Origin of the sequence: Mesorhizobium sp. M7A.F.Ca.CA.004.06.1.1 (assembly GCF_003999135.1) — a bacterium.
Classification (GTDB): domain Bacteria; phylum Pseudomonadota; class Alphaproteobacteria; order Rhizobiales; family Rhizobiaceae; genus Mesorhizobium.
In genome coordinates, this window is sequence record NZ_RZPQ01000095.1 from 1 (window position 1) to 12,496 (window position 12,496).

The following is a 12,496-nucleotide window of genomic DNA, read 5'->3' on the forward strand; positions in this document are numbered from 1 at the left end:
CTACTCCCCTACTCCCCTCTAGCCAATCTTGTTGGGGATCCTGGCCTCTATCCTGCTGAAGGCGAAGACCAGAATACCGGTGATCGTCATGTAAATCAGCGCCAGCAGCAGCAGGGGCTCATAGGTGAGGTAGGTGTCCTGCCGCACCTTGGACGAAACGGCGAAGATGTCGATGACACTGATCGTTGCCACCAGCGGCGTCGATTTCAACTGCAGCACGGTCTCGCCGGTCAGCGTCGGCAGCGCCCGGTAGATGGCCTGCGGCAGCCAGATCCGCCGGAATGCCTTCCAGCGGCTCATGCCGAAGGCACGCGCCGCCTCCAGTTGTCCCTTGGGCACACCGGCAAAGGCGCCACGCATCACCTCGCCCTCATAGCCGGCGAAAGACAGGGTCAACGCCAGCACGCCATAGGGCCAGGCTTGCCTGAGATATGGCCACATCCAGGATTCGCGGATCCACGGATATTGCGGGAACAGCGAACCCAGGCCGTAATAGAGCAGCCAGAGCTGGATCAGCAGCGGCGTGCCCCGGATCACCGTGCAGAACACCTTGGCAGGCGCGGCGAACCAGAATGAGCCGGCGGCTTGCGCCAGCCCGAGCGGCACGGCGAGCAGAAAGCCCAGCACGCAGGTGACGGCCAGGATCCACAGCGACCGCCAGATGCCGATCAAGCCCATTTCATAATATTGCGGCAGCCAGTCCCAGCGCATGAAAAAGGCAGCCGACAAAACAAGGCCCAGTGCGATCAGGATCAGCACGATGCGGTGCGGCTGCAGCCACAGCGATGTTCGCGCGACGACGTTGATGATGGCAGCCTCGTTGGCCATCAGCGCGCCTCCTTGAGCGAAGGCATGCCGCGCCGCGACCAGGTCTCGACCCGGCCGATGACGAGGTTGGAGAACAGCGACAAAAGCAGATAGAGCACGCCCGCCGCGAAAAAGAAGGTGAAATAGGCTTTGGTGACACCCGCCGCCTGCCGCGTCGCCAGCGCCAGTTCGTAGAAGCCGACGACCGCCAATAGCGCGGTATCCTTGGTGGCGATCAGCCAGAGATTGGCGAGGCCCGGTATGGCGAAGGGCAGCATTGACGGCAAGGTGATGCGCCGCAACAGCAGGCCCGGAGACATTCCATAGGCGCGGGCGGCCTCGATCTGGCCCTGCGGAATGGCCAGGATCGCGCCGCGTATCACCTCTGTCGAATAGGCGCCCTGGACGAAGCCGAGCACGGCGATGCCGGCGGCAAGGCCGCTCACGTCGACGCGCTGATAGCCCATGGCCGTCAGCGCCTGATTGATCAGGTCGGTTCCGGCGTAATAGAGCAGCAGGATCAGCACCAGTTCGGGCACAGCCCGCACGATGGTGGTGTAGACCGCCAGGAGATCGCGCACCACCGGCCCGCCATAAAGCTTGCCATAGGCGCCGCCGGTGCCGATCAGAAGGCCGAGGCACGTGGCGCCCAGCGCGATCTCGATGGAGTGCAGCAGCCCGACCAGAAGCGTCCCGCCCCAGCCTGGCGGGTAGGGCGAGAGAAGCTCGGTGATGCCGGCCGCGGAGGCCGAAAGAAGTGCGTCGATCAGCGTCGCCCCCGAAGTGCTGGCCAACCGCCGACGGCTGCGTCGGCGGCAAACATGCCTGGGAAAGATCGGGCAGGTGGGGCACGGCGCTGACGCCATACCCCACCGCTCATACGAGGATCGTCAGTTCGACTGCGCGCCGCCGCCGCCGTAAATGTCGAAATCGAAGTATTTCTTCGAGATCTCGTCATACTTCCCGTTGGCGCGGATCGCCTTGATGCCGGCGTTGATTTTGCCCTTCAGTTCGGTGTCTTCCTTGCGCACGCCGGCGCCGACGCCCGGTCCGAGCACTTCGTCATCGGGAGCGACCATGCCCTTCAGGTCGCAGCAGGCCTTGCCCTGGTCGGATTTCAGGAACTCGCCAAGCGCGATGGAATCGGCCTGAACCGCATCGAGGCGGCCGGCGGCAAGATCGTTGTTGGCTTCGTCCTGGGTCTGGTATTCCTTGATCTCGGAGGCTGTGCTGCCAAAATGTTTCTTGGCGTAGACAGCGTGCACCGTCGAAACCTGCACGCCGACGATCTTGCCCTTGAGGTCGTCCGGGGCGGAGCCGAATTTCTGGTCCTTCGGGCCGATGATCGCGGTCGGCGTGTTATAGTACTTGTCCGAGAAATCGATCGTCTTCGCGCGCTCGGCGGTGATCGACATCGAGGAGACGATGAGGTCGATCTTCTTGGTCGTCAGTGCCGGGATGATGCCGTCCCAGGCGACCGGGGTAATGACGCAATCGAGCTTCTCCTCGGCGCAGACGGCATCGATGAAGTCGATCTCCCAGCCAACCCACTTGCCCGAAGCATCGGGCGAGGTGAAGGGCGGATAAGGCTCGGCGGCGACGCCGATCTTGACGGGATCGGCCTTGGCCACGCCCATGGCTGCGACGCCGAGCAGCAGCGCTGCGGCAAATGTCTTCAGAACGGTCTTCATTTCATAACTCCCAGTTTGTTGTTGGTTCCCGGTTTTCTTCCGTCCCGGCCTGTTCTAGCCGATGTTGCGGATGAACTGCTTCAGCCTTTCGGATTTGGGCGCGCCGAAGATCTGCTCGGGCGGGCCTTCTTCCTCGACCAATCCATTGTAGAGATAGACGACATGCGTCGCGACCTCGCGGGCGAACTTCATCTCGTGGGTGACCAGCACCATGGTGCGGCCTTCGCGCGCCAGGTCGCCGATCACCTTCAGCACTTCACCGACCAGCTCGGGATCGAGTGCGGAGGTGGGCTCGTCGAACAGCATGACGCGCGGATTGATGGCCAGCGCACGGGCGATCGCCGCGCGCTGCTGCTGGCCGCCCGACAGATAGGCCGGATAGACGTCGCGCTTTTCGGCCAGACCGACACGGGCGAGCAGTTTCTCGGCCTCGCCGATCGCCACATCGCGCTTGACGCCAAGCACATGTACGGGAACTTCGATGACGTTTTCGATCAGCGTCATGTGGCTCCACAGGTTGAAGTTCTGGAACACCATGCCGAGCTTGGAGCGGATGCGCTCGATCTGCTTGCGGTCGGCCGGAATGGTGTGGCCGTGGCTGTCGGCCTTGAGCTTGATCTCCTCGCCATTGACGCGAATGATGCCGCTGGTCGGGTTTTCCAGGCAGTTGATGCAGCGCAGCAGGGTGGATTTGCCGGAGCCCGAGCCGCCGATGATGGCGATGACCTCGCCGTCGCGCGCCGACAGCGAGACGCCCTTCAGCACATGCAGCTCACCGAACTTCTTGTGCAGGTTTTCGACGTGGATGGCTTCGGCGGCGCCGTCATGCGCCTTGCCGGATTGGACTGTGGCAGCTTCCACCACGCTCACTGGGTGACCTCTACAGGGTCGGTGGCGGTTCGTCGAACGTCTATCCGGCTAATCAACATATACGCTGTACTGCCCCGCTCCAGACTTCAGCATGGACCCAACGGCGCGAGCCCGTCAATCCTGCTTATTACGGCACTTGCGAGCTTGTTGTGCAAGTGTATAAATAGCCTTCCATGAAATTTTCTCGATTTTTTTCAGCGAAAAAGGACTTCGATGAGCGCTTTCGGATCACAGTCCATGGCGGCGCCGCTGCGCCGCGTGCTGATGCGGTCGGCGGCCAACGCCATGCGCAATGCCGACAGGGCTGCTTGGCACTATGGCCCGGGTTTCAATCCGGCGAAAGCGGCATCGCAGCACGCGCTCCTTGCTGAACTGGTGGCGGCTTCCGGTGCCGAAATCGAATGGATCGAGGACACGGCGGATGGACTTTCGGATTCGGTGTTCACGCACGACCCGTCGCTGATGACCGATCGCGGCGCGCTGATCCTGTCCATGGGCAAGCCGTTGCGCGCCAGGGAGCCCTCGCTGCATGAGGAAACCTACCGAAGGCTGGGTATTCCAATCCTGGGCCGCGTCGAGGTTCCTGGCCAGGTCGAAGGCGGTGATTGTGTATGGCTCGATGCCCGCACGCTGGTGATCGGGCGCGGTGTCCGCTCCAACCAGGAAGGCATCCAGCAGGTTTCCAACCTGCTGACGCCGCTGGGCGTTTCCGTCTACGGCTTTGATCTGCCGCTGTGGCAAGGCGAAGAGGCGTGCCTGCATCTGATGTCGGTGATCAGCCCGCTGGCCGACGACCTCGCACTGGTCTATTCACCGCTTTTGCCGGCCCCGTTCTATCAGATGCTGAAGGCGCGCAACGTCCGGCTGGTCGAAGGCGACGCCGAAGAGTTCGCGGCTTCCAACGGCCTTAGCCTGAACGTGCTGCCGACCAGCCCACACAAGGTCATTGCCGTCGCAGGCTTTCCAAAGACCAAAGCCGCGATGGAAGCCGCCGGCTGCACGGTCGAAATCTTCGAGGCGGATGCGCTCTGCATCGCCTGCGAGGGCGGGCCGACATGCCTGACGCGACCGATCCTGCGCCAATGAATATGCCATCCCGCCGCAGGTTCCGTCGCGAGGGCGAGGAGCGGCGGCGGCAGGATCTGATCGAGGCCACTCTGGACAGCGTGGCGGAACATGGCCTGCAGGGCGCCACCTTGCGCACCATCGCATTGCGTGCCGGCGTCACCGCTGGGCTGATCCGGCACTATTTTCCCGGCAAGGAAGAATTGCTGCAGGAAGCCTATGCAGCGCTGATGGGCCGCATGACCGAGCAGGCGAAAGCGGCTTTGGTCATGGAGAATGCCTCGCCTCGCCAGCGCCTTGCGGCTTTCGTCACCGCCAACCTCAATGCGCCGATCATCGATGCGCGGGTGTTTTCGCTCTGGGCAACCTTCATCGGCCGCGCCAGAGCGGATCCGACCTTGGCCCACGCCCACCGCGAAGGCTACCTTGGTTTTCGCAATGAGGTGGAGGCGGTTGTGGCTGAGGTGCTCGCCGCCGAACGGCGCAATCCGGACGCAAGCCAATTGCGCCACCATGCCATCGCGATTAATGCGATCATCGACGGACTCTGGATCGAAGGCTGCCTGGCCGGCGAGATGTTCTCGGCCGGCGAATTGGCGGCGATCGGCATCAAGACTGTCGAGGCCGAACTAGGCCTCGCGCCGGACGGGGAGGAAAACCAATGACGACACTCGGCGAAGCCCTCATCTCGCTGCTTGAAGCGCATGGCGTCGACACGGTGTTCGGGATTCCGGGCGTCCACACGGTCGAGCTCTACCGCGGGCTGGCGCGCTCGAATATCCGCCACGTCACGCCGCGTCACGAACAGGGCGCCGGCTTCATGGCCGATGGCTATGCGCGCGCCAGCGGCAAGCCGGGCGTCGCCTTTGTCATCACCGGACCGGGGCTCACCAACACCATCACCGCCATGGGGCAGGCACGCGCCGATTCGGTACCGATGCTGGTCATATCAGGCGTCAACGCCACGCCGACGCTGGGCAAGGGGCTGGGCCATCTGCATGAATTGCCGGACCAGCGCGGCATGATGGAGAAGGTGGCGCTGTTTTCGCAGCGCGTTACCGAGGCCGGCGAATTGCCCGGTGCCCTGGCGCAGGCCTTTGCCCTGTTTTCATCGGCGCGGCCCGGCCCGGTGCATATCGAGATCCCGACCGACGTCATGGTCAAGTCGGCGGATGGCATCGCTGCCATGCTGAGCAATGTGACCCCACCCGCGCCGGAAGGTGCCGCAATTGCCAGCGCGGCCAAACTCATCGGTGCCGCGCGCCGCCCGCTGATCCTGGTCGGCGGCGGCGCCAAACGCGCCGAAGCGCCACTGCGGCGTCTGGCCGAGCGGCTGGGAGCGCCGGTCGTCCAGACCACCAATGCGCGCGGCCTGCTGCATGGTCATCCGCTTTGCGTGCCGGCCAGTCCCAGCCTGAAGGCGGTACGGGCGCTGATGGCCGACGCCGACCTGGTCATTGCCGCCGGCACCGAATTCGGCCCGACCGACTATGACGGCTACAGCGATGGCGGCTTTGTCCTGCCCGCCAATCTGATCCGCATCGATATCGGCGCCGACCAGCTTGCCCGCCGCCCGGCGACGGTTTCGATCCAGGCCGATTGCGCTGAGGCGCTCGAAGCGCTGCTTCTGGAAACGGGCCATGTCCGGGCAAGCGAGGGCGGTTCGTCGCGCGCCGCTGCTATACGAAAAACAGCCTTTGCCGAGCTCAATCCGACACTGCAGGCACAGGTGCGCGCCGTCGAGATGATCCGCGACACCTTGCCGGGCGCGCTCATCGTCGGCGATTCGACGCAGCCGATCTATGCCGCCAACCTCTATTACGACCACGACCGCCCAGGCGGCTGGTTCAATGCCGCCACCGGCTTCGGCGCGCTCGGCTATGGCCCGCCGGCGGCGATTGGCGCGGCCCTTGCGATACCCGATGCGCCGGTTGTCTGCCTGACCGGCGACGGCGGCTTCCAGTTCACGTTGCCGGAATTGGGCGCCGCACTCGACGCGCAGGCGCCGGTCATCTTCGTCGTCTGGAATAACAGAGGCTACCGCGAGATCGAAACCTCGATGCTCGATGTCGGTGTCGAGCCGGTCGGCGTATCGCCGGCGCCGCCGGATTTCTGCAAGCTGGCCGAGGCCTATGGCATCGGCGCCGAACGGCTTGCCGACATCGACGCTCTCGCGGACGCGTTGAAGCGCGCCCGGGCCACCGGACTGCCGCGCGTCATCGAAATCACGGTTGACTGAAGGACGGTGCTACGTATTTCCCGTCTCGCCGCCCTGAACCACGGCCGGCCGGTGGGCGGACGCATGCAAAGACGCGACAACTGCCATGTCGAGATGTCAATTGAGTGACGGGGCAAAAGGCGCGACGCTTCGCGTCGGCGGCACAGAAACGACCTAACGATAAAAAAATGACAGGAGCGTCCAAGATGACGGAAACACTTGAAGGCAAGCATATCGTCGTGACCGGTGGAACCGGTGCGCTCGGCGGTGCGGTTGTCGGCAAACTGCTGAGTGACGGCGCGATCTGCCATGTGCCCAACGCCCATGCCGCCGCACCAGCGCATTTTCCCTTCGCCGCGCATGACCGTGTCCAGTTGGTGCACAATGTCGATCTCTCGGACCCTGCCAAGGTCGAAGCGTTCTACAGTCAGGTTCCAGGCCTGTGGGGCTCAATCCACCTGGCCGGCGGCTTCACCGCCGCACCGGTGGAAAAGATCGAGTCGGCGTCCTTTGCCGAGATGATGGACACCAATGCACGCACCGCCTTCCTGTGCTGCCGCGCCGCGATCCGCTCAATGCTGTCGTCGGACACGGCGGGCCGCATCGTCAACGTCACGGCGCGCGCCGGGCTCGATCCGCGGCGCGGCGCTGGCATGGTCGCTTACGCCGCCAGCAAGGCGGCGGTTGCCGCGATGACGGTGGCGATGGCCGAAGAGCTGAAGCACAGGGGCATCCTGGTCAATGCCGTGGCGCCGTCGACACTCGATACGCCGGCAAACCGCGCCGACATGCCGGATGCCGATGTCACCAGATGGGGCAGCCTCGAAGCCGCCGCCGAGGCCATCGCCTACCTTGCCTCGCCGGCCAATCAGGCGATGAGCGGCACGCTGGTGCCGCTTTACGGCAGGGCGTAACCTTCCAACCCTTCACGTCGGTCAAGTCAAAGAAAAACCCCGCCGGATCGCTCCGGCGGGGTTTTTGTTGAGGCCGCGCGCGAGGCGCGGCAGACAGCCGAAGCTTAGCTGCCCTGCTTCTTCAGCGCGGCACCCAGGATGTCGCCCAGCGAAGCGCCGGAGTCGGTCGAGCCGTACTGAGCGACCGCTTCCTTCTCTTCGGCGATTTCCAGCGCCTTGATCGAGACCTGCAGCTTGCGGGTCTTCTTGTCGAAGGCGATGACGCGGGCATCGACCTTCTGGCCAACGGTGAAGCGCTCGGGGCGCTGCTCGTCGCGGTCACGGCTCAGATCGGAGCGCTTGATGAAGGTCTCGATGCCGCTGTCGACCAGCCGCACTTCCAGACCGCCATCCTTGACGCCGATGACTTCGCAGGTGACGACCGCGTTCTTGCGCAGTTCGCCTGAAGTCGCCGCTTCGCCGACCGTATCCTTGGCCAACTGCTTGATGCCGAGCGAGATACGCTCCTTGTCGATGTCGACATCGAGCACCTGCGCCTTGACCATGTCGCCGCGATTGTACTCTTCGATGACCTGCTCGCCCGGACGGGTCCAGTCGAGGTCGGAAAGGTGCACCATGCCGTCCACGTCGCCTTCGAGGCCGATGAACAGGCCGAACTCGGTCTTGTTCTTGACCTCGCCCTCGACCTGGCTGCCGACCGGATGGCTAGAGGCGAAAGCCTGCCACGGATTCTCGAGCGTCTGCTTGAGGCCGAGCGAGATGCGGCGCTTGGCCGGATCGACCTCGAGCACCACCACGTCGACTTCCTGGGTCGTCGACAGGATCTTGCCGGGATGCACGTTCTTCTTCGTCCACGACATTTCCGAAACGTGGATGAGACCCTCGATGCCCGGCTCCAGCTCGACGAACGCGCCGTAGTCGGTGATGTTGGTGACGGTACCCTTGATCTTCTTGCCGATCGGGAACTTGGTGCCGATCTCGGACCACGGATCACTCTCGAGCTGCTTCATGCCGAGCGAGATGCGGTGGGTTTCCTGGTTGATGCGGATGATCTGCACCTTGACCGTCTGACCGATGTTGAGGATTTCGGTCGGATGGTTGACGCGGCGCCATGCCATGTCGGTGACATGCAGCAGGCCGTCGATGCCGCCGAGGTCGACGAACGCACCATAGTCGGTGATGTTCTTGACGACGCCTTCGACAACCTGGCCTTCTTCGAGGTTCTGCACGATTTCCGAACGCTGTTCGGCGCGGCTCTCTTCGAGCACGGTACGGCGCGACACCACGATGTTGCCGCGGCGACGATCCATCTTGAGGATCTCGAAGGGCTGCGGGTTGTGCATCAGCGGGGAGACGTCGCGGATCGGGCGGATATCGACCTGGCTGCGCGGCAGGAAGGCCACGGCGCCGTCGAGGTCGACAGTGAAGCCGCCCTTGACCTGGTTGAAGATGACGCCTTCGACGCGCTCACCCTTGGTGAACTTCTCTTCGAGACGAACCCAGCTCTCTTCGCGGCGGGCCTTCTCGCGGGAAAGCATCGCTTCGCCAAGCGCGTTTTCGATGCGCTCGACATAGACTTCGACGGTGTCACCGACCTTGAGGGTGGTGTCCTTGCCCTTGACGCCGAATTCCTTCAGCGGCACGCGGCCTTCGACCTTGAGGCCGACGTCGATGATGGCCATGTCCTTTTCGATCGCGGTGATCGTACCCTTGACGACCTGACCTTCGCCGGAATGGCCTGTGGTAAATGATTCTTCGAGCAGGCTCGCGAAATCATCGCGAGTGGGATTTGCAGCTGACATTGTTTCTCCTGGAGTGCCCCGCATCTAGAAGCGGGACGGGCGCCGTAGGTTAGCGTTGCGTTGGCCTGCCGGCGTTCCGGGCTACAAAAACCCTGGGCCGCTTTTTAAGCGGCAATTCCGGCGCATGAAGAATGCTGGCAGGCTGGTTCGTGCCCGATATGGGTATTTTCTTCGCCTCCGACAACGGAAATACGAGGGAAAACCCGGATCAGGCCTTGTCTCTCTTGGCTAGCACGTCGTCTATGATCGCCATGGCTGCAAGAAACGCGGCTTCTATAGCCATTTCGCTGGTATCAAGCAAGTGCGCGTCGACCGCCGGCTTCAACGGTGAGTCCGCTCGACCCATGTCGCGCTCGTCGCGGCGCACGATATCGGCGAGGATCTCGGTGAAATCAGCGGTCCCGCCGATGCTCTCGATCTCGGCCAACCGGCGCTGTGCCCGCACCTCGGCGCTGGCCGTCACATAGAGTTTGATGTCGGCGTCGGGGCAGACGACGGTGCCGATGTCGCGGCCGTCGAGCACGGCCCCGGGCGGCGTCTTGGCGAAGTCGCGTTGTTTCTCGACGAGGATGCGCCGCACCGTCGGGTACACGGCGACCTTCGAGGCTGCCTCGCCGACCGCATGCGCTGACAGCACCGCCCGGTCGAGCTTTGCCAGGTCGACCTGACGGGCAGCGGTTTCCGCCGCCGAGACATTGTCGAGCGGCAGGCCCAGCCGCAGCAGCGCATGGGCGACGGCGCGATAAGTGAGGCCGGTGTCGAGCAGGTTGAGGTGGTAATGGTCGGACAGCCGTCGCGCCAGCGTGCCTTTGCCGGCACCGGCGGGGCCGTCGATGGCGACTATCGTCATAGTTTTCCCGATTTATCGAAGTTCATCGTCTTTCTTTCCGGAATTGTCCATGAATTCTCTAATATTATGTGAGCACATTTTTAAGAAGTAATAGCCAAATGAGGAAATCCGATACAGCTCAACAGAGCATACTATGGTGCTATCTCTCATTTCAAACGAAATATCCTTTTTTTTCAATTAGAGACAAATTCCTAAGTACGGCGATATCAACTTTTATACCTTCATTATAAACGTCTTGCATATAGTTTAACGCGCCAAATTCTTTGCTCGATACAGAGGCGCTCATGTAGAAGGAGCCGGGTCCGGGCAAAATGCATTGTGCAAAATAAAAAAATGACTCGTAAGGATCATCAATCGAAATGAGTCTACGAATAGCCCCCGCAAGAATTAACGTTCTACGGGGATGATGAATAATCGGCGCCTCTGATACGATCGAATTTACTCGATCTCTGTACTGCCGATCTTCCTGGTCGGTTTTGTATTCTTTCTCATCTGTCGCGTTCCCTATCCAGAATATTCTCTCCAAGAGGCCAGCCTGATTTGAAGAGAGCTCAGATAGTACGTTTACGAGATGGGGGGATATCCCGCTGCCTGTCGCTGCGCTGGCAATAAGCTCCGCCCATCTTTCCATCATTTCAGCATCATCAGGGCTCTCGAGAGAGGCTTTCTCGAGAGCGGGAATCAATACCTTGTTAGGAATTGGACTAAATTGGCCGCTTTCTATGTCTAGGCGCTTTCGGGCAATCTTGGCTATCTCGACTAGAACGTCCTCCCGTTGAAGCCGAATCTGATCTGCGCGCAAACCACGAGCCTCTGATATCGGTCGGATGATATCCGTCAAGGCATCTAGCAAGCGACCGGAAGATTGGGGCGGAATTTCCGCCTTTATCTCAGCTTTGGCTCCTATGCCAACGTCGATATTTATCCCTACCTTCTTACCAGACTCGCTCTCGCCCATTTTATCGCCCTCAAGCTCCAATCTCCGCGCCCAGCCCCGTCATCAGCCCCATGAATTCCGGAAAGCTGGTCGCGATCATCGCCTGATCGTCGATGGTCACCGGCTTTTCGGTCGCCAGCCCCATCACCAGAAAGCTCATTGCAATGCGGTGGTCGAGATGGGTCTGCACCGTCGTGTCCTGGCCGTTGGGATGGCCGCCAAGCCCCTTGCCGCCCGGTTTGCCGCGCACGGCAAGCGAAGCCTCGCCCTCGGTGCAGTCGACACCGTTGAGCTTCAGACCATTGGCGACGGCAGACAGCCGGTCGGACTCCTTCACCCGCAGCTCCTCCAGCCCCTGCATCAGCGTTTCGCCCTCGGCGAAGCTGGCGGCGACCGCGAGCACTGGGTACTCGTCGATCATCGACGGCGCCCGCTCGGGCGGCACGATGACGCCCTTCAGCTCGGAGTAACGCACGCGCAGATCGGCGACATCCTCGCCGCCGGCATTACGCGGGTTGAGGATGTCGATCTTGCCGCCCATGTCCTGCAGCGTCAAAAGCAGGCCGGTGCGGGTCGGGTTCATCAGCACGTTCTCGATTGTGATGTCCGAACCCGGCACGATCAGTGCGGCCACCAGCGGGAAGCCGGCCGAGGACGGGTCGCCCGGCACGGCGATGGTCTGGCCGGTCAGCTTGCCCTGGCCTTCGATGAAGATGTGGCGCACGCCGCGTTCGTCGGTCTCGACCGACAGATTGGCGCCAAACCCCTTCAGCATCTTTTCGGTGTGGTCGCGCGTCATGACGGGTTCAATGACTGTGGTGATACCGGGCGTGTTGAGGCCGGCGAGCAGCACTGCGGACTTCACCTGCGCCGAGGCCATCGGCACGCGATAGGTGATCGGCGCGGCATGCTTCGGTCCATGCAGTGTGATCGGCATGCGGTCGCCCGGTGTCGCCTTCAGCACCTGCACGCCCATCTGGCGCAAGGGTTCGAGCACGCGGCCCATCGGCCGGCCCGACAGCGAGGCATCGCCGATGAAGGTCGTCTCCATGTCATAAGTGCCGACAAGGCCCATGGTCAGCCGCGAGCCGGTGCCGGCATTGCCGAAATCGAGCGGGCCTTCCGGCTGCAGCAGCGCCCCATTGCCGGTGCCGCGGATCACCCACTCGTCGCCGTTCTTCTCGATATGCGCGCCCATTGCCTTCATGGCCGCACCCGTGCGCATCACGTCCTCGCCTTCGAGCAGGCCGGTGATGCGGGTCTCCCCGGAGGCGAGGCCGCCGAACATGAAGGAACGGTGCGAGATTGACTTGTCGCCCGGCACGCGCGCGATGCCGGAAAG

The 12,496-nt window shown here is 62.6% G+C and carries 12 protein-coding genes; 4 read left to right on the forward strand and 8 right to left on the reverse strand.

Going from position 1 to position 12,496, the window contains the following annotated elements:
* Positions 1-18: 18 nt before the first annotated feature.
* From EN906_RS08710 to EN906_RS08725, 4 genes are all read right to left on the reverse strand, one after another.
* Positions 19-828, reverse strand: coding sequence for an ABC transporter permease (locus EN906_RS08710; protein ID WP_027039831.1), 810 nt, complete (start codon positions 826-828; stop codon positions 19-21).
* On the reverse strand, positions 828-1,541 hold the full coding sequence (locus EN906_RS08715; protein WP_206516821.1) for an ABC transporter permease: 714 nt from the start codon (positions 1,539-1,541) through the stop codon (positions 828-830). Before EN906_RS08715 ends, EN906_RS08710 begins: the two co-directional genes overlap by 1 nt.
* 156 nt (positions 1,542-1,697) lie before the next feature.
* Positions 1,698-2,498 (reverse strand): transporter substrate-binding domain-containing protein, encoded by an 801-nt coding sequence (locus EN906_RS08720; RefSeq protein WP_023811511.1) that lies wholly within the window; start codon positions 2,496-2,498, stop codon positions 1,698-1,700.
* Between the two features lie 54 nt (positions 2,499-2,552).
* Positions 2,553-3,368 (reverse strand): ABC transporter ATP-binding protein, encoded by an 816-nt coding sequence (locus tag EN906_RS08725; protein ID WP_127268708.1) that lies wholly within the window; start codon positions 3,366-3,368, stop codon positions 2,553-2,555.
* A gap of 213 nt (positions 3,369-3,581) precedes the next feature.
* Between EN906_RS08725 and EN906_RS08730 the strand changes: the two genes are divergently transcribed.
* The 4 genes from EN906_RS08730 to EN906_RS08745 all read left to right on the forward strand — a co-directional run bounded on the left by EN906_RS08730 (position 3,582) and on the right by EN906_RS08745 (position 7,565).
* A complete protein-coding gene (locus tag EN906_RS08730) occupies positions 3,582-4,454 on the forward strand; it encodes a dimethylarginine dimethylaminohydrolase family protein (protein WP_127268707.1) in 873 nt (290 codons plus the stop codon).
* Positions 4,451-5,098 carry a TetR family transcriptional regulator C-terminal domain-containing protein gene (locus EN906_RS08735; protein WP_236383290.1) on the forward strand — a complete coding sequence of 216 codons (648 nt, stop codon included), beginning with the start codon at positions 4,451-4,453 and terminating at the stop codon, positions 5,096-5,098. Before EN906_RS08730 ends, EN906_RS08735 begins: the two co-directional genes overlap by 4 nt.
* The gene (locus tag EN906_RS08740) at positions 5,095-6,672 is read left to right on the forward strand and encodes a 5-guanidino-2-oxopentanoate decarboxylase (RefSeq protein WP_127272414.1); all 1,578 of its coding nucleotides are present in this window, start codon (positions 5,095-5,097) and stop codon (positions 6,670-6,672) included. Before EN906_RS08735 ends, EN906_RS08740 begins: the two co-directional genes overlap by 4 nt.
* A gap of 185 nt (positions 6,673-6,857) precedes the next feature.
* Positions 6,858-7,565: an SDR family NAD(P)-dependent oxidoreductase gene (locus tag EN906_RS08745; RefSeq protein WP_127269103.1), complete on the forward strand. Its 708-nt coding sequence runs from the start codon at positions 6,858-6,860 to the stop codon at positions 7,563-7,565.
* 104 nt (positions 7,566-7,669) lie between these two features.
* Here the strand turns inward: EN906_RS08745 and rpsA are convergent, their stop codons facing one another.
* The 4 genes from rpsA to aroA form a co-directional block, all read right to left on the reverse strand.
* On the reverse strand, positions 7,670-9,367 hold the full coding sequence (gene rpsA / locus EN906_RS08750) for a 30S ribosomal protein S1 (RefSeq protein WP_013528183.1): 1,698 nt from the start codon (positions 9,365-9,367) through the stop codon (positions 7,670-7,672).
* Positions 9,368-9,575: 208 nt separating this feature from the next.
* The gene (gene cmk / locus EN906_RS08755) at positions 9,576-10,217 is read right to left on the reverse strand and encodes a (d)CMP kinase (protein ID WP_127269104.1); all 642 of its coding nucleotides are present in this window, start codon (positions 10,215-10,217) and stop codon (positions 9,576-9,578) included.
* 151 nt (positions 10,218-10,368) lie between these two features.
* Positions 10,369-11,175: a hypothetical protein gene (locus tag EN906_RS08760; protein ID WP_127269105.1), complete on the reverse strand. Its 807-nt coding sequence runs from the start codon at positions 11,173-11,175 to the stop codon at positions 10,369-10,371.
* Positions 11,176-11,185: 10 nt separating this feature from the next.
* On the reverse strand, positions 11,186-12,496 hold a 1,311-nt coding region (aroA, locus tag EN906_RS08765; RefSeq protein ID WP_245484210.1), incomplete at its 5' end, for a 3-phosphoshikimate 1-carboxyvinyltransferase.